Annotated in this window: 18 protein-coding genes; 7 read left to right on the top strand and 11 right to left on the bottom strand. The window is 58.2% G+C overall.

Annotated features, from left to right (window positions below; translation table 11 throughout):
- Positions 1 to 305: 305 nt before the first annotated feature.
- Positions 306 to 641 carry a hypothetical protein gene (locus tag HMPREF2682_RS06520; protein ID WP_049345994.1) on the bottom strand — a complete coding sequence of 112 codons (336 nt, stop codon included), beginning with the start codon at positions 639 to 641 and terminating at the stop codon, positions 306 to 308.
- Positions 642 to 814: 173 nt separating this feature from the next.
- Here HMPREF2682_RS06520 and HMPREF2682_RS06515 point away from each other — a divergent pair, with 173 nt between their 5' ends.
- From HMPREF2682_RS06515 to HMPREF2682_RS06505, 3 genes are all read left to right on the top strand, one after another.
- Complete coding sequence (locus HMPREF2682_RS06515) at positions 815 to 1,342, top strand: peptidylprolyl isomerase (RefSeq protein WP_049352247.1); 528 nt, start codon at positions 815 to 817, stop codon at positions 1,340 to 1,342.
- A gap of 171 nt (positions 1,343 to 1,513) precedes the next feature.
- The gene (locus HMPREF2682_RS06510; RefSeq protein ID WP_070832464.1) at positions 1,514 to 2,329 is read left to right on the top strand and encodes a rhomboid family intramembrane serine protease; all 816 of its coding nucleotides are present in this window, start codon (positions 1,514 to 1,516) and stop codon (positions 2,327 to 2,329) included.
- Between the two features lie 57 nt (positions 2,330 to 2,386).
- Entirely contained in the window at positions 2,387 to 3,199 is an 813-nt protein-coding gene (locus tag HMPREF2682_RS06505) for a rhomboid family intramembrane serine protease (protein WP_083309225.1), read from the top strand.
- Positions 3,200 to 3,536: 337 nt separating this feature from the next.
- Here the strand turns inward: HMPREF2682_RS06505 and HMPREF2682_RS06500 are convergent, their stop codons facing one another.
- The 5 genes from HMPREF2682_RS06500 to HMPREF2682_RS06480 form a co-directional block, all read right to left on the bottom strand.
- On the bottom strand, positions 3,537 to 4,355 hold the full coding sequence (locus tag HMPREF2682_RS06500; RefSeq protein ID WP_049354130.1) for a shikimate 5-dehydrogenase: 819 nt from the start codon (positions 4,353 to 4,355) through the stop codon (positions 3,537 to 3,539).
- Between the two features lies 1 nt (position 4,356).
- A complete protein-coding gene (locus HMPREF2682_RS06495) occupies positions 4,357 to 4,677 on the bottom strand; it encodes a glutaredoxin domain-containing protein (RefSeq protein WP_012902647.1) in 321 nt (106 codons plus the stop codon).
- A gap of 538 nt (positions 4,678 to 5,215) precedes the next feature.
- On the bottom strand, positions 5,216 to 5,380 hold the full coding sequence (locus HMPREF2682_RS06490; RefSeq protein WP_005504128.1) for a hypothetical protein: 165 nt from the start codon (positions 5,378 to 5,380) through the stop codon (positions 5,216 to 5,218).
- 435 nt (positions 5,381 to 5,815) lie between these two features.
- Positions 5,816 to 7,213 (bottom strand): galactokinase, encoded by a 1,398-nt coding sequence (locus HMPREF2682_RS06485; protein ID WP_070832461.1) that lies wholly within the window; start codon positions 7,211 to 7,213, stop codon positions 5,816 to 5,818.
- A gap of 274 nt (positions 7,214 to 7,487) precedes the next feature.
- Positions 7,488 to 8,090 carry a TetR/AcrR family transcriptional regulator gene (locus tag HMPREF2682_RS06480; RefSeq protein ID WP_005504130.1) on the bottom strand — a complete coding sequence of 201 codons (603 nt, stop codon included), beginning with the start codon at positions 8,088 to 8,090 and terminating at the stop codon, positions 7,488 to 7,490.
- Positions 8,091 to 8,381: 291 nt separating this feature from the next.
- Here HMPREF2682_RS06480 and HMPREF2682_RS06475 point away from each other — a divergent pair, with 291 nt between their 5' ends.
- From HMPREF2682_RS06475 to HMPREF2682_RS06460, 4 genes are all read left to right on the top strand, one after another.
- Positions 8,382 to 9,332: a biotin synthase gene (locus tag HMPREF2682_RS06475; RefSeq protein ID WP_070832459.1), complete on the top strand. Its 951-nt coding sequence runs from the start codon at positions 8,382 to 8,384 to the stop codon at positions 9,330 to 9,332.
- A gap of 252 nt (positions 9,333 to 9,584) precedes the next feature.
- Positions 9,585 to 11,327 (top strand): cation:proton antiporter, encoded by a 1,743-nt coding sequence (locus HMPREF2682_RS06470; protein ID WP_005507999.1) that lies wholly within the window; start codon positions 9,585 to 9,587, stop codon positions 11,325 to 11,327.
- Positions 11,328 to 11,525: 198 nt separating this feature from the next.
- Entirely contained in the window at positions 11,526 to 12,038 is a 513-nt protein-coding gene (locus HMPREF2682_RS06465) for a hypothetical protein (protein ID WP_005507998.1), read from the top strand.
- 11 nt (positions 12,039 to 12,049) lie between these two features.
- Entirely contained in the window at positions 12,050 to 12,397 is a 348-nt protein-coding gene (locus HMPREF2682_RS06460) for a hypothetical protein (RefSeq protein ID WP_005507997.1), read from the top strand.
- Positions 12,398 to 12,575: 178 nt separating this feature from the next.
- On the opposite strand, the gene HMPREF2682_RS06455 is transcribed toward HMPREF2682_RS06460, so the two are convergent.
- The 5 genes from HMPREF2682_RS06455 to HMPREF2682_RS06435 all read right to left on the bottom strand — a co-directional run bounded on the left by HMPREF2682_RS06455 (position 12,576) and on the right by HMPREF2682_RS06435 (position 16,920).
- Positions 12,576 to 13,085 (bottom strand): hypothetical protein, encoded by a 510-nt coding sequence (locus tag HMPREF2682_RS06455; protein ID WP_005507996.1) that lies wholly within the window; start codon positions 13,083 to 13,085, stop codon positions 12,576 to 12,578.
- Positions 13,086 to 13,248: 163 nt separating this feature from the next.
- Positions 13,249 to 14,022: an HAD-IIB family hydrolase gene (locus HMPREF2682_RS06450; protein WP_005504140.1), complete on the bottom strand. Its 774-nt coding sequence runs from the start codon at positions 14,020 to 14,022 to the stop codon at positions 13,249 to 13,251.
- A gap of 185 nt (positions 14,023 to 14,207) precedes the next feature.
- Entirely contained in the window at positions 14,208 to 15,062 is an 855-nt protein-coding gene (locus tag HMPREF2682_RS06445) for a PTS system mannose/fructose/sorbose family transporter subunit IID (RefSeq protein WP_070605272.1), read from the bottom strand.
- An 11-nt stretch (positions 15,063 to 15,073) separates the two neighbouring features.
- Entirely contained in the window at positions 15,074 to 15,943 is an 870-nt protein-coding gene (locus HMPREF2682_RS06440) for a PTS mannose/fructose/sorbose transporter subunit IIC (protein ID WP_070832455.1), read from the bottom strand.
- A complete protein-coding gene (locus tag HMPREF2682_RS06435) occupies positions 15,940 to 16,920 on the bottom strand; it encodes a mannose/fructose/sorbose PTS transporter subunit IIA (RefSeq protein ID WP_049326832.1) in 981 nt (326 codons plus the stop codon). The genes HMPREF2682_RS06440 and HMPREF2682_RS06435 overlap by 4 nt, the downstream gene beginning before the upstream one ends.
- Between the last annotated feature and the right edge of the window lie 243 nt (positions 16,921 to 17,163).

Below are 17,163 nucleotides of genomic sequence, written 5' to 3'. Positions count from 1 at the left end.
AGAGTAGGTCATCGCCGGTTTATTTTTGAACCGAGAACCCCATGTCGAAAGACATGGGGTTCTTTGTATATCCGGGTATGTTAGGGGAAATACCGCAGGGTGCACCCGGGGAGATTCAGTGCTCTATCTTTAGCTCCTCCTCTCGCCCCTGTCCCCCCTAAAAAACAAACACCCCGAAAAAATAAACTAATAGCCGCCCGTCAGAGTAAAACTCTAGCGGGCGGCTATCTCTCATAAAGCGCTCCCTCACGCCGCCAGCGGCGCCTCAGAAAGCCTTAGAGAAAAAGATACGGGGAACCCCACGCTTATGCGTTCTTCCAGGGATCCTCCACGGGACGAGCTGCGTTGTAAGCTGCTGCGCCTGCAACGCCCAGCGCAACCAGCAGACCCAGGAATGCCAGGCCCTTACGGGGGCGCTTGCCGCCGTTACGCTCGATACGAGCCAGTTCCTTCTCAGCGGCGCGAACGGTCTTCGCGGTAGCCTTACGAGCCTTCTTCAGGGCCTTCTTGTTGCCGGTCAGCTTCTCAGCGAACATCTCAGCGGTCTTGCCTTCCAGTGCGGACTCAACAGCAGCCAGGGAAGAGACAACAGCCTGAGCCTTAGCAGCCTTGCGTGCCTTGCGCTTCTTGCAGCAGAACATGGGGTGACCTCCATCGGTTGAAATGCGCCAGCGACTAGAAAACGCCGCCGCGCGCGTAGTGTTCACCTCTCAGGATATTCAATTCCCGCCCAAAAAGCCCGCTCGACGGTGCGCCCGGGGCGAAAAAACATGTTAGATGGCGAATGAGCGCCGCCCCGTGCCACAATAGAGCCATGACTAATGCAACTGCTAAGGCAACTATCCACACTAACTACGGTGACATCGTCGTCGAGCTCTTCGGCAACCACGCACCGCTGACTGTTGAGAACTTCATCGGCCTCGCTGACGGCTCCCGTCAGTGGAAGCACCCCCGCACCGGTGAAATCATGAACACCCCCCTGTACAAGGACGTCGTGTTCCACCGCATCATCAAGGACTTCATGATTCAGGGTGGCGACCCCCTGGGCATGGGCGTTGGTGGCCCCGGCTACCAGTTCAAGGACGAGATTCACCCCGAGCTCTCCTTCTCCAAGCCCTACCTGCTGGCAATGGCTAACGCAGGCCCCGGCACCAACGGTTCTCAGTTCTTCATCACCACCGTTGAGACCCCCTGGCTGAACGGCCGCCACACCATCTTCGGTGAGGTCACCGACGAGGCATCCAAGAAGGTTGTTGACGCTATTGAGAGCGTTGAGACCGGCTTCCAGGACCGCCCGGTCAAGGACGTTGTCATCTCCTCGATCGACATCGAAAAGCTCTAATAAACCCCATCAGAAGGCTCATACGAGCATTCTGCTGAAGGTGTTGAGAAAACACGTATAGTTCAGGGGCCCGCCAGGATTCTTCCGGTGGGCCCCTGCGCTTATATGCCCGCGCGCGCCATCCCCCGCACACCACCCCGGTTGATCCGGCACACGACCCCTGGAGGTTCAGTGGAGAACTTTCCCAACTACGCAGGCTACGGGCAGACCCCCACCGTCTGCGTCAACCACCCCAACCGCGTTAGCTACGCCCAGTGCGGGCGCTGCAACCGCACCGTCTGCGGCGAATGCCAGGTAGCGCTGGATGTGGGCATGGTCTGCCCCGATTGCTACCGCGAACTTAAAAGCGGTAGCTCGAAGGCGAAAGGCTCGTTCCTGGCGCGCCACTGGCATATTACGTACACGCTCATTCTGATTAACGTCGCGATGTACGGTCTGCAACAGCTTATTCCCAACGAATGGGTGGTTAGGCATGGCAACATCTGGTGGCCCTATGTCCAGCACGGCGAGTACTACCGCATCATCAGCTACGGTTTTCTGCACATGCAGAACGACCCGATGCACCTGGTGTGGAACATGATTAACCTCTTCATCTACGGTGTGTCCCTCGAACGCATGATTGGGCGATGGAAGTTCCTTGTGGTGTACCTGGGCTCTATCATCTTTGGTGCATTAGGCGTGTATGTGCTGGCTCCTGGAACGAGCGTGGTGGGTGCCTCCGGTGGTCTATTCGGTCTCATGGGCTCGTTCTTGACCCTGCTAATCATCATGAAGCAGAAGGACACCGCACGAGTGTTCGTCATGATTACTGCCCCGAACATCATCTATAGCATTCTGACCCCGTCGAATATCTCCCACGCATGCCACGCGGGTGGTTTTATCGGTGGTGTGCTGTTGACACTGCTGTTTGTCCCGCTTGTGGATAAGCCCGAGTCCTCGAATCCGCCGCAACAGAGTCCGCAGCAATGGCAAAACGGCAGGTACTAAGCCTGAAAATACGTGAAAAATCTTCGGAAAATCCGGCACAAAATCTTTGGAGGGTCAGTGGAGAACTTTCCCAACTACATGAACTACGGGCAGAGCCCCACGGTCTGCGTCAACCACCCCGACCGTGTCAGCTACGCCCAGTGCGGGCGCTGCAACCGCACCATCTGCGGTGAATGCCAGACGGCACAGGATGCGGGTGTAGTCTGCCCCGATTGCTACCGTGACCTCAATGGAGGCGCCTCGAGCCCGAAGCGTTCCTTCATCGCCCGTCACTGGCATATTACGTACACGCTCATCCTGATTAATGTCGTGGTGTACGGCCTGCAGCTGATCATTCCGTTCCGCTGGGTACACAATCTCGGCATGATGTCTGGTCCCCGTGTCCACCACGGCGAGTACTACCGCCTCATCACGCACGGGTTTGTGCACTCGCAAACTGACCCGATGCACCTGGTGTGGAACATGATTTACCTCTTCATCTTCGGTGTGTCCCTCGAACGCATGATGGGGCGGTGGAAATTCCTCTTTGTATATATGGCGGCTACCGTAGGTGCCGGCTGCAGTGTGTACCTCTTCACCTACTACCGTGGTGCCGTGGGCGCATCAGGCGGTGTGTACGGCCTCTACGGCGCGTTCTTCGTCCTTCTGCTTCTTCGGAAGCAGAAGGATACTGCACGCCTCTTTATTCTGCTCATGGGTATTGACGTTGTGCAGAGCCTCTTCCACCCGAATATTTCTCACGCGGGACACTTTGGCGGTCTTGTCAGTGGCGCACTAGCAACCCTGCTGATTATCCCGTTCGTGAAGAAACCCGAGTCCTCGAATCCGCCGCCGCAGAGCCCGCAGCAGTGGCTCAACGGCAGGTATTAAGCCTGGAAAACCGCGGAAATCCGGTGCAGAGACACGTTATCCACAGCAGTTTTCCACACTGTGTATAACTACATTCGTGTAATTCCACGAGTGTGAGTACATGTTAAAAACCTGTGGATACAGGCTAAAACAACCGAATTACACGGGGTGAATTACACGGGTGTAAGAGTTTTCCCCAGATTTCTCCACAGATGTGGAAAACCTTAAATACCAGGGTGTGTGTAATTACAAAAAATTCCGGTGCTACGCACCAACAAAAAGTGCCCGGAAGGATCAACCTTCCGGGCACTTTCACGTATCGAGCCCCTTACGGGGCAAAGAAGCAGCGGGTGCGAACCTAGTTCGCCTGAGCTTCCGCCTCCTCAACCTCCTCGGGGGTGAGCTCCACGCCGGTGTACAGGCGGAACTGCTCAGCGGCCTGCAGAGCAATCACCTCGCCGCCGTGAATAACTTCCTTACCCGCCGCGCGAGCCGCACGAACCAGCGGAGTCTCAACGGGCATCGCCACCACGTCAAAGACCACCTGTGCCTCAGCAATAGCCTCCTGCGGGTAGGACAGCTCCTCGCTCTCCTCACCGCCAGCCATGCCAATCGGGGTCACGTTCACCAGAATCGGCGCTCGCAGGTTGCCCACCTCCGGCGCCCAGGCGTACTCGTAACGCTCAGCCAGCGCGCGGCCGGTCTCCTCGTTACGGGCAATAATCATGCCCTGCGAGAAGCCCGCATCAAAGAACGCACCAGCCACAGCCGCAGCCATACCGCCCGAACCGCGCAGCAGGAACGGCAGAGACGGATCCACATTATGCGAACGCAGCAGGGAGGCCACCGCAATCACATCCGTGTTGTACGCCTTCAAGAAGCCGTCAGTGTTCACAATCGTGTTCACCGCACCAATAACCGCAGCTGAGTGGTCCATATCGTCCATCAGCGGGATAACAGCCTGCTTAAACGGCATAGACACCGAGCAGCCACGAATACCCAGAGCACGTACGCCGGCGATAGCACCCTCAATGTCGGTGGTGGTCATCGCCTTGTACAGGTAATCCAGACCGTGCTTCTCGTACAGGTAATTGTGGAACTTAATGCCGTGATTCGACGGGCGACCAGACAAGGAAATGCAGACCGTCGTATCGCGGTTCAGCGCCGGGCGAGTCATCTTAAGCCTCGCCGCCAGCGTCGAGAGTGTTCTGGATCAGCTTCTTCACCTTGTTGCGGCTCACCAGGTCAGCGACCACAAAGTGGGTGTCGCCGGTATCCACGGTGGGGACGGTTGCGTTGCCGTCGTTGAGGGACTTCACGTGCGCTTCAGCCTGCGGATCCTCCCAAATGTTGACCCAGGTAGCGTGGTCGCCCAGCTCGCCCAGCTTAGAATCCAGAGCCTCGCAGTAGGGGCAGCCGGGGCGCCAATAAATGACGACGCCGCCATCCTTCATGACCTCGCGTGCCTTCTGCTGATCGGACTGCTGACGTTCAAACATAGTTCCTCCATAAACAGGGTGCTCCGCGGTCTCCAGGAGGCGCTAAAACCTGCCTGAGGGCGCAGCTCAATAAGTTGATGTATCAAGCATAGCCTGAGTACGTAGGTGCGGGGGAGAGGCCCTCATCGGGCGAACGCCCGCGCCGCACCCCGGCAGCCCGTGCAGCACTCCCGCAGAAGCCTTCACCCTGCTCTCCAGAAGCCTGTGCCCCGCCCCAGATGCCTTCCCCCGCGCATTAACGGCATACGCCCCACACCAAGGTTGCCGGACCAATGATGCGGGGCGTATACAGTTCGCGAGAAAGCGCGAGTACTTGTGCTGAGTAAGAGTAAAAGAAGAGTGAAAACAGGCTACCAGACGGTAACCGAAGCTGAGCAATATGCCGAGTGAGTCGGTGAATGAAAGAACCCAGGCGGGGCAGAACGCCCCATTATTTGAGAGAGATGTTGAGTGAAAGCCTGTAATGCAAACCCAGGGAAATGGCGCCCTACCCCATGAGGAGGCGAGGCAGGGCGCCAATCCAAAGGAGGCTGTCGCCTTACTTGCCGAACTTCTCGGTCAGCTTGGAGACGTTCTCGGTCACGACCTCTTCAACCTTGGCAACGTGCTCGTCGGTGACGACCTCCTTGCCAGCCTTTTCGTTGATGACTTCCTGAGCCTTGTCGAGGCCCTGCTCAACGGTACCCTTGATATCGAAGCCCACGGGGGCCTCCTTTCTGCGCTTTCGCGCTCTAAAGCCTCACTCTTGGTGAGGTACCTGCCCGGGGCGGGCAGAAAACTGGAGTGTGATGCTTTGGTGGACGAAACCTGCAAGCTGGGCTTGTATGTGACGGTCGAACCCAGTGTAGATGCTATCCATATGCCGGACTATGCGCATCGAAACTTTACAGCTCACGGATTGCGTCCGTCGATAAGTGTACATACCCGCGAAGGCAAGAAAAACCACCCTCAGAAAACGTGGCGCAACTTTTGACCAATGACCAAAAAATTATGGCTTGTCAGCGCGTTATTACGGGGGATAACCGGAGGGAAATTGCAGAAACTCGCAGGAAACTTCCAGCTAAGAATATTGTTCAAACCCCTGAAAAAACACCCCTATGACACCCCGCCGATTTATGACAGACCTCAGCGCCCAACCCTACAACACCGGAATATCCGTAGGAGCAGCGCCCGCAGCCCAATCATGAGACGCCGCAAAACCAGCAACCATCGGCAAAAAACGAGGTGCCGCATAGCCGCGCACAGCATACGCAGTCGCCACCGCATCCGCGGCAACCTCCAGCTGAGAGGTCGGAATCAGCGCCATCACCGCGCCACCAAAACCGCCACCCACAATACGGGCACCCAACGCGCCCCGATCCAGGCACACCTGCACCGCATCATCAATCTCAGGGCGAGAAACACGCAACTCATCACGCATCGACACAAAAGACTCCGTGAAAATACGGCCCGCCTCCTCAAACGCCGCAAAGCCCAACTCATCAGCATGCTGCAGCAAATAGCTCGCACGACCCACCAGAGTCATATCGTGGAACGCATGACGCACCCAACCACGCGGGAACGAACACGGGCGACCCGCGTCCTCCAGAGCATCCAAGGCACGATTCACCGAAGAATCTACCAAGTCAGCACGCCACGCCTTCGCAGCACGCGCATCCATACCCGCACACGACAAATCCTCCGGTAGGGCATCACGCAAAAAACGCAGACCCAAAGCGTCAGCGCACGCCTCAGACGCCGCACGACGAGCCGCAAAACCACCATCCGTCAGCTCATGCGGAGTGTTCGTATCAATCACCAAAAAACTCAGGCCATGCTGAGCAATATCCACCGCAACCGGCTCAATCGAAAAATCACGGAAATCAACCACCAGAGCCTGCTCCGGATACGAACGCAACGACGCCGTCTGATCCAGGCCACCCGTATGCGCGCCAGCCATCTTATTCTCAGCCGTAATACACACCTGAGCCAGACGCGCACGCAACGCATCACTATCAGCTGGGGTAGCATCCGCCTCCGGGCACTCATCACGCACCGGACACGAAAGCTCCAACAACGCCAACGCCGTAGAACACTCCAAAGCCGCCGAAGACGACAAACCGCCACCCACCGGAACACGAGAATTAATCAGCAGATCAGCACCAAACTCATCGGGCAGCATAATATCCCTGCCGCCCTCCTGATTCATCGCCCACGCAACACCCGCCACATAGGTGAACCAGCCCTTCAAATGACCCGGTTGAATATCGCGAATCACGACCGTGCGCTCATCGCCGGGCATCTGCAAAGAAGCTGCGCGCAACACACCATCACGACGCAACGCACCCGCCACATAGGTGCGGTACGGCAACGGCATCGGCAGGCACGAGCCACCCAAAAAATCAATGTACTCGCCCAAAAGATTCAGACGCCCAGGCGCAGACCACACACCATCCGGCTCATAACCATACGCAGTAATAAACTCCTCACGCACACGCGCAATCTCCGCGCTATGGTCCGGAAGAGCCGCCCACTGGGCGGTAGCGGTCATCGACATGGAACACCTCTGATAAAGCCCAACAGGGCACTAAAACATAAACGACACCCTTCGCGCACCCGATACACTCCGGGTACAAGCACGTGTCACCTCTAGACTAAAGCAGAAAACCAGCGAACATCGACTCAGTCGCCAAACCGCACCAGTACCAGGGCGCAGCAGGTACCAGGGCGCGGCAGAGCAGCCAGCACCAACGCACGCAAAAGCCCCGCACCCCCACAAGGGAGCACGGGGCACCATACATAACTAATAAACCAAAAGAAGGGCTAAGCGATTACGCATCCTGCGTATAAGGCTCCTGCACCACCATCATCGTGTCAATGGCAGAGAGCAAATCCTGGCGGTAACGGTTAAACGCATTCTCAATCAGAGGAACATCGCCGCTCGCCACAGCCTCCTGAGGCGAAATCAGCGGCAGAGTCTGATACTCCTCCACCAGGCTCAACGCAATATGAGTCAACAAACGAGCACGACGCAGCGCCTCCGCATGACCCAAACCAAGAGCCTGGAACTCATGAGCCATAGCCACCACCGGCTTCAACTCACGCGGGTGCAGAGTCAAACTCAAACGCACCACCTCAGGGCACTCACGAATCGGGTAGAGCAGGGAGAACAGAAGATCACCGCGGCGAATCATCGAAGCGCGAATAGCCTCCGGATTCGGCTCAGCCTCCTCAGACATCGACTTCGGGGCACGAGCCAGAATGTAATCCGCCAACAGAATGAGAAGCTGCTGCTTATTCTTCACGTGGTAGTACAGAGCGCCGGGAGCCACGTGAAGCTCCTGAGCGAGTCGGCGCATGGAAAGGTCCGCCAAACCGTAGGTCGCCAAGACCTCGTAGGCGGTATCTAGAATCTTTTCACGGGAAAGTACCACCCTTTCATTTTAGGGTGTTCAACTCTATATCTTGAGCAAGATGCACCCCGCGGCAAACAAAAACCCAACAAATACGCGGCACAAACCCAAAAAGCAATGTTGATTCTCACTCACCCGGAGCGAACGGTTCGCGTTTCATGAGCGCTTTTGCCACCAAAAACGCTTCAGCACACACAGAATAGGTAGCCGCCCACGCTCTCGGCATAAAAACACGTCTTAAACCGCCCAAAACCGCCAAGGCAGGCAAACCTCGCGGGCACACGCCCCGAAATCAGGTGTTTAATATTCGGTATGAGCAATGCATTTTCTGAACTAATCGAGCGCGCCACCGTAGGCGAAGGCCTCAACCGCGAAGAAATCCACACCCTCCTCGTGGACGGTGAAGGACAGGACTTCGCCCTCATCGAGGCAGCCTCCGTCGTGCGCCGCAACGAATTCCGCAACATGATTGCGATCCACACCGAAGATGAAGCGCTCGCCGATGCGCTGGGCACCCGCTCCATCGCCGTGGACTCCTACGAAGTTCTGGACATCTCCCGCGATATCGACTCCGAAGAACTCGCGGCAACCATCGAACGTATTGCAGAGTCCTCCGCAATCGGCGTGACCGTACTGCTACCCGAAAATGCAGTACCCATGATGCTGATGCGCGTGCTGTCCATCCTGCGCCTGGCAGCACCCGCCAAGGTTATTCACCTGTCCGAAGGCTACGAACAGTCTCTGCGCTCGCTGACCTCCCTCGCAATGCACGTGGTCAGCGCCATCACCATTACCGACGACATTGAGCAGTGGCCCATGGTCAACGAGGTGCTCAAGGCACTGCGTCACGGCGGCATCGTCATCTCCGGCACCGGTGGACGCGACGCCCTCGCAGGCTATCTGCGTTACCTCTCCGACCTGGGCGTAGACCTCATGGGTCACCGTGATGCACGCGGCTCCGCCTGCGGCTCGGTCGACGGTGGCGGCTGTGGCTGCGGTTCGGGTGGCTGCGGTAGCCACGAGGAGCCGGCACCTTCCGCCGGTGGTTGCGGTTGCGGCTCGGGCGGATGCGGTTCCTCCGCTGAAGCTCCGGCTGAGTCTCACGGCCACTCTCACGGTGGCGGCGGTTGCTGCGGCGGCCACGACGAGCCGAAGGAAGAACAGGGTGGCTGCTGTGGTGGCCACGACGAGCCCGAGCCGGTCGTGGAGGAAGCTCCCGCTGGTGGTTGTGGCTGTGGTGCTGGTGGATGCGGCTCGAAGTAGCCCACTAAAGCTAACTACGCTAATCGATATATTCCAAATATAGAATTTTCCCCTGAATAGCCTACTGAAAAGCAAGGATATTCAGGGGAAAACTCTATATTCCACATAAAGCATTAGGCTTAGAGGTAAACACCACCACAATAAACGCTGCAGAACCCCCCCCATATCCGAAAAGCGGAATGAGCCCCTCCGGTAGAGTAGAAAGACGTAGCCGACTAACCCTAGCCGCGCGAAAGGAACAACACCGGACCAATGCTTTACCTCTCCGTTATTGTCATCATCCTGATTGCGACCGTGTTCATGGTCAGCGTCGGTGACCGACTCAACCTCCCCTGGCCGGTCATGATGACCCTGCTCGGCGCTGCCGCGCTCTTCATCCCCAACCGACCGGACATCACCATCGACAGCGACATCATCCTGCCGATCTTCCTTCCGCCACTGCTGTGGGCCATCGGCGTTAAATTCTCCTGGGGAACCCTGCGCCGCCGCTGGAAATCCGTACTGCTCTATTCGGTCCTGCTCACCACCGTCTCCGCCCTGGCAATTGCCGGCGCAGCCATGTGGTGGGTCCCCGGCATGACCATCGCCGTCGCCCTCGCCGTCGGTGCCGCCGTCTCCCCGCCCGACCCCGTCGCCGTGGAAGCAGTTGCTGAGCCCGTCGGAATTCCCCGCCGCCTCATCGGTACTCTGCAGACCGAAGGTAGCTTCAACGACGCTATCGCAATCGTCCTCTTCCACGCCGCAATTCACTCCATGACCAGCGGCCACCACATCGAGCCGCTCTCGGTCGCTAAAGACTTCGTGCTCGGTTCAATCCTCGCGGTCATTATTGGTTACATTTTCGGCTGGCTCGGCGGCTACGTTCGCCAGCGCGCCCACGACGTGGTCACCAGCAACGCCGTGACCCTCGTGATCCCCTTCGGCGCCTACCTCGCTGCTGAAAGCGTGCACGCCTCCGGCGTTATTGCCGTGGTCATCGGCGCTATCCAGTTCACCAGCACCAAATACATGGCGGCACTCGAAGCGGAAGAACGCCTCTCCTCCACCTCCTTCTGGCAGATCATTGAGCTGCTCATGACCGGTGTCGCCTTCGGCCTCATCGGCCTGCAGGCAAGTAGCATCATCGCCACCGCCGACCCCTCCCGCACTGCAGGCCTCTTTGTTGACGGTGCACTGGTCGCACTGGTCGCCATCCTGGTGCGCCTCATCTGGTTCACCATCGTCTGGCTGGCAGGACGCAAGAACCCCATCCACGAGGGCGCCCCCGAAAGCTTCGCCGAAGTTATCGTCATGACCTGGTCAGGCATGCGAGGCCTCGTGACCCTGATTCTTGCCCTGTCTATCCCCGTGGTCAACGGCACCGAACAGGTCCGCCAGGACGCCATCGTCATGATGCTCTCCGTGCTCTTCTTCACCCTCGTGCTACCCGGCCTGACCCTGCCCATGCTTGTAAAGGTCCTTGGCGTGCGGGCTAACCACGAAGAAGAAACCGCCGTACCCGAACTGCTCAAGATCGCGCAGATCGCAGCCCTCGAGGCACTGCAGGCTGAAGCGAAGGCAACCACCGACCCCGAGACCTACGCCCGCGTGAAGGAAATGTGCTCCGCCATCACCCGCCGCGATGAAATCAGCGAGGCGCTGCCCGAAGAATACAAGCAGCACATGGAGAAACTTAAGGACAAGAGGAACGACTTCGTGCGCCTGCGCGACGCCGCCCTCGTTGCCGCGCAGAACGAGGTTATTTCTGCTCAGGACCGCTACGACTCCCACGACGTGACCCGCGTGGTGCGTAAGCTGGATATCCTGGCGCAGGCCGAAAGCATCCGCTCCTCCGGCATGTTCATTCTGCCCGCCATGACTGCCGGCGCGGTTGCCATGGAACGCTACAACCTCTGGAAGAAGCACCAGGGCGCCCTGAGCACCCGCGCAATCCCTGTGGTTGAGAACGCGCCCGCCTCGCCTCTGGTCACCAACGAGGTAACCCCCACGTCCTAGCCGGTACCTGCACCGCGTGCATGCACGTTACGTTTCTGCCCCTGCCTACGCCACCGAGATAAGCCCGTTGGTCTTTAGCTCACAGGCGATAGACAAGGGCAGAAGCAGATTAAGCCTCAACTATCACCTAAAATGAGACAGGAAACGTAGTGACCGTACGTTAGCTCTCTCAAACTCACGAACACATTGAAAGTAGACATGGATTTCAAGACTCTCTCGCCTGCGTACCTGACCTCCCTCGGCGTGATTTTTTGCGGCGCACTCTTGATCGGAACCTCCAACCCCTGGCTCCTGTGGCTCGGCTGGATCCTTCTGATTCTTGCGTTGGGTCTGAACGTCCTTGCTTTTGTGCTGTCCGTGGGTAAGGCGAAGGGTGACCCAACCCCCGCACTGGTGACCAACCTGGACGGTTTCGAATCCTCCGTTGAGAACCGCATCCGCGAGCGCTCGGAGCACCGCCGTGAAGAGCGTGAAGCTGCTGAGCATGAGGCAGTTGAGCACGAAGCTGCGGCGCAGGCTAACCAGGAAGTAGCTCCCGCTGAGGCTGCTGAAACCGTTGAGGCGACCGAGCCTGCTGAAACTGCAGAGGTCCGCGAGGAAGAGCCCACCGAATCTCAGCCGATTGTTGATCATGCCCCCGGCCGTATGAGCGTTCTGCCCTCGCGTCCCCGTTCGGGTCGTGCCCCCAAGCCCCGCTCCAACGCACGCTAGGTAGGTCGGTAGTGAATACGAAGTTTTTGCTTTCCCCGGCGTACCTGGTTTCTGTTGCCCTGATGCTTTCCGGCGCGGTGCTTTCCGGTGGTCGGTTCATGCTGATCGGCTGGATTCTGTGCATTGTGGGTGTCTGCCTGAACGCCATGACCCTGGTGGTGCTGACGAATCGCGAGCAGCTGTACACCATGGAGGCGAAGGCTGCCCGAGGCACCCGCCGCGGCTTTGATGACCGCCCCGCTGTGGTGCAGCGATTGGACGAGGCTCCGGCTACTGACAGCGCAGACGAAGGATCTGCGGAGTCCGTCGAGGAAGCCGCAGAAGAGCCCGTTGAAGCACCCGCGCAGAAGACCAACTAGGGTGTAACCCCCTAAGACGTAAAAGACCCCCGCAGAGGGTATCTGACGTGAATAAAAGACCGTAACCGCCCCCGTACAGGGGAGTGGTTACGGTCTTTTGTTGTGCCTGAACGCTCACCTCGACTAACGCTCGTCGAATACTTTTGTCTTTTGGGGAGGGGTGAGCGCAACGGGGTCTTTAGCGCTGAGTACCCAGCTTTTGCGCCGCGAAATCCGCGTACTCCTGCACGTGCGCGCGAGCCTGCTTGGTCAGCGCCTTATTCTCATCCAGGATGCGCGCCGACTGCGCCGCCATCAGCTCCAGGTACTGGCTGTCGCGGGTTTTCTTCCATGCGGTGCGTGCCGCCTCCAGCTCGGCGAAATCGTTGAGCGCCTGACGCTGCATCGTGTAGCGGACCCACATGAGCACCAGAATCAGCACCAGCGGAATGAGGCACGCCCAGCTCTGCCACAGCCCGTACAGTGCCGCCGCAATGGCACCCAAAACAATCAGCACCGGGGAAATGGAGACGATGGGGGAGTCCGGGCGGTTCTTCTGGTTCTTCACAAGTGATTCACGCGCCATAGCGCGGAAGGTGTCGGAGAAGCTGGACGGGTCGTAGGACTGAGCAGGCTCGGCCTGCTGGCTCTTCTGAGACTGATCCTTGCCGGGCTGGGGTTTGGGGGATTTAGATGAAGGCGGGCACATAGAAACCTCACGGGGGGGGGTACACGGGGAGTAACGGGAAAGCGGGTGTTTCACGTGAAACGGGGGAGTAGGCGGTGAGTGCGCGTGAGAGAAGCGGCGAGTACGCGGAAGCGGGTGGCAGGCACTCTGCGCTCGCCGCGCCTAAATGCCATCTCGGCAGCTTCTACAGGGAAGCCTCAATAAACTCGTACGCCTTATCCACACAATCGGTGGTAACAGCCTTAACCTCGTCGGGGGAGTAGCTGAACGACGCCGAACGGTCAGCGTAGCGGTGCATGTCGATATCGTTCCACGAATCACCAATCGTATGCACCTCATAGGAGCTACCCGGATGCTCAGCCTGCAGGTACTCCACCAGATGCTGCAGACCGGTGCCCTTTGTACAGGCGGGCGGCACAATATCCAGGAAATCCTGGTTCTTGTGGCAGTCCACCGAATCACCAAAACGCTCCAGAATCCAGGTGTACGCCGCCTCGCGAACCTGAGCATCCGGAATCCACAGGGGTACACCCACGTACTCGTGGTTCTGCAGGTCATCAGCCGGCAGAGGGGTGAACTCCGGCAGGATATTCGTGGAGGAGCCCACCCGGTCGCACAGGCTGTAATCGTTATCCAGGGTCGTAGCGAACAGCGCCACGCCGTCCACGGTGCTGAAATGCTCGTAGCACGCCTGCACAACACTCACCGGAAGAGGCTGATGGTAAATCACCCGGTACTGCCGGTCGGTAATCACCGCACCCGTGTACAGCACGTGGTAATCAAAGCGGATGGCGGTCGGGTTCAACGCCAGCTGGGTAGCAAAAATGCTCTTGCCCGTGCATGAGACCGCCAGGTTACCCTCCGCCTGCCAGCGGGCAATCGCCTGCTCATTAGCAGGCTCTACGGCGCGGTTAAACAGGATCGTGCCGTCCAGGTCGAAAGCCATCAACTTGGTCATAGAAACTCCTTCGCGGGAGGGCTGCATTGCCGCGAATTGTGCGCCGCAACCGATAGAAAACGCCCATGAAAAACGGGGGTGCCGCCGGTACTTTTAAGTGTACCGACCGCACCCCCGCCACTTGAGATATAGCCCCCGAATCTCACGCCTTCACTGAAGGGTGAAAGGGCTCATTCCTCAGATTTTTAGAGAGCCAGGAAGCCCAGGTACGAACCGAGGATACCCACGGCAAACAGAGCGAAAATCAACCAGATAGCGTTGACCTTCTTCTTCAGCAGCCACATGCACAGGAAGCACAGACCCAGCGACGCAAGGCCCGGCAGCAGATCGTTCAGAACCGACTGAACGGTCACATCCACCATCGCGCCAGCCTGGTTCTTGTAGCTGGTTAGCGGCAACGGAATGTTTACGCTCGTCCAGCGGTACACCAGCGCACCCATCACGAACAGACCCATCACGGACGCACCCTGAGTGATCTTCTGCAGGGTGTTACCGCCCGCCTCAGTCACAATCTGGGTACCCTTCTCGTAACCGTACTTGAAGCCGTACCAGCGGGTCGCCCAACGAATCGCGGACAGGCCGAAGAAGAACAGCAGCGGGCCCAGAATATTACCGGTCACCGCCAGGGACGCGCCCAGAGCCGCCAGCACAATACGTGCGGTACCCCAGTAAATCGGGTCGCCCACACCAGCCAGCGGGCCCATCAGGCCCACCTTCACGTTGGTGATAGCCGCCTCGTCAATGTCCTTACCGGCTGCCTTCTCACGCTCCATCGCAGCGGTCACACCCATAATCGAGGATGCAACCCACGGCTGGGTGTTGAAGAACTCCAGGTGGCGGGTCAGCGCCTCCGCCTGGTCTTCCTTCTTGGTGTAGAAGCGCTTAATAGCCGGAATCATGGAAACCGCGAAACCAATGGACTGCATACGCTCAAAGTTGAACGAACCAAGCAGGAAAGTGGAGCGGAAGTAGGTTTCGACCTTATCGCGCTGGGTGAGCTCGGGAACTTCAACGAGCTCGACGTTCTTGTTCTCAGTCATGATGATGCTCCTTACTCGAGCTCGTTATCGAGGTCGTTTGCTGCGGCTGCCGGTGCTGCGGCGGGTGCCTCGCTCTTATGGAAGAGCGGGTTCAGCTGGGTGTACAGCAGACCCAGGCAGGCGCCCACAATACCGATAGCAACCAGGTTGAACTGTGCCTGACCGGACAGGGTTGCGACGAGTTCCTTCGCGCCTTCGGTGCCAGCAATCGAAATCGACTGGGTTGCCGGGATAGCGGCAGCAGCAATGAAGCCGAGGAAGAAGAAGGGCATGAGAGCCTTCGAACGCATCATGTTGATGACCATTGCGAAACCGACCACGGTGATCATGCCACCGGCGATACGCAGACCAACGGTCACCTCGGTGGGGATCATGTTCAGCAGGCGGGTCAGCTCTTCGGAGCTAATCAGCGCCACAATAGCGGTCGGAATAGCAACACGCAGACCCTGCAGAGCCATACCGCTGATGTGCATCAACTCAATACCGCGGAAGTTCGCGGTCTTCGCGAAATTATCAGCCTGATGCTGGAAGAACACCGTAATGGTACGAACGAAAATGGTCAGAACCTGACCTGCTGCAGCCAGCGGCACAGCAATAGCGATACCGGTGGTGATGTCCTGGTGACCCTGAATCACAACAACAGCGGAGATGGTGGATGCTAGAGCCGAGTCGGGAGCCATTGCCGCACCGACGTTCATCCAGCCCAGGGCGATGAGCTCCAGTGCGCCACCGAGCATAATGCCGGTAGTCGGGTCACCCAGCGCAAAACCCATCAGGGTACAAGCGACCAGGGGGCGGTGGAACTGACGCTCGTCCACCACGGATGCGACGCCCGCAATGAACGCCACGAGAACAACGAGAATAAACGTCAGGGCGCTCATGCGTCCAGGCCTTTCTGCTTGAGGATCTTTTCCAAATCAACCGGGGAGTGGTTGGGCAGCTGCTGCACCGTCAGCTTCACACCGCGCTTAATGAGTTCGCGGTAGGCTTCCAGGTGCTCCTCGGAGGCGTACACTGCGTCCGAGAGCTGAACCATGCCGGTCTTGAAGGTGACGCCACCAACGTTCACTTCGTTGATCTTGACGCCTTCGTCGAGCAGTCGCACCACGTCAACGGGGGATTCTACGACGAACATGGTCTTCATGCCGGTGTACTTGGGGTTGTTGTACACGCGGCCAGCCTTAGCGATGTCCAGGACGTTGGTCTTCACACTGGTCGGTGCGACCTGCAGCAGCAGGGACTTGCGCAGCTGATCGTGTGCCGCATTATCGGATGCCGCGATGAAGGTCTGCGGTGCGATATGCGGAACCCAGGTTCCTGCCACCTGACCGTGAATCAGGCGGGAGTCGATGCGGGTGAAGATAGCGTCCATGGTGCCGCCAGGAACCTGCTGAGCAGCCGGAACCTCGACCGCCTTGGTCTCTGCGGGCTTCGCCTCGGCGGGCTTGGCGGCTGCGGGCTGGTTCGCCTCCTGGAAGGAGCGAATACCCTTAGTGCCAGCCTTGTGCGCCTTAGCGACCAGGGACTTGAGGGTTGCGTTCTTACGGCCTGCGCCGGAGATGACCTCAATAAGCATCGGTACGTTAACACCGGAGACGACGTCGACGCCCTCGCGGGTAGCTGCGAACTGCGCACCGGCGTTGTAGGGGCTACCGCCGAAGAGGTCGACCAGCAGCAGGGTTTCCTCTGCTTCGGACGCCTCAACGATGCGGGTGTACTCTTCGACGAGATCTTCGGGGCCCTGACCCGGCAGGAACGTGACCGGGTGGACGTTTTCGAAGTTACCGAGGATCATGCCGGCGGTCTTCAGCAGAGCCGGAGCCGACTCGCCGTGTGCCGCCACAATGATAGTGACCATAGTGGTCCTCTCGTGTTCGTGACATGGTGTGTAGTGGCCCCGTGAAGGGCCTCATAATTCTCAGATAGTAACACGTTGTTTTTGTGTTTTGTGGGTTTTTTCTAAGCATGCACACTTTAGGTTCTTGTGACATTTTTATCAGTGTTGGAATATGGGTTTTTGATGTCAAAACACGTATTTATTGCCAGGGTGTAAAAAATTTAAACAGAACACCGAAGAATGGTTGCCGAAGTGGAGGGTGAA

Origin of the sequence: Rothia sp. HMSC061D12, from assembly GCF_001836735.1 — a bacterium.
In the GTDB taxonomy this organism is placed as follows: domain Bacteria; phylum Actinomycetota; class Actinomycetes; order Actinomycetales; family Micrococcaceae; genus Rothia.
This window is presented reverse-complemented; position numbering and strand designations above follow the sequence as displayed.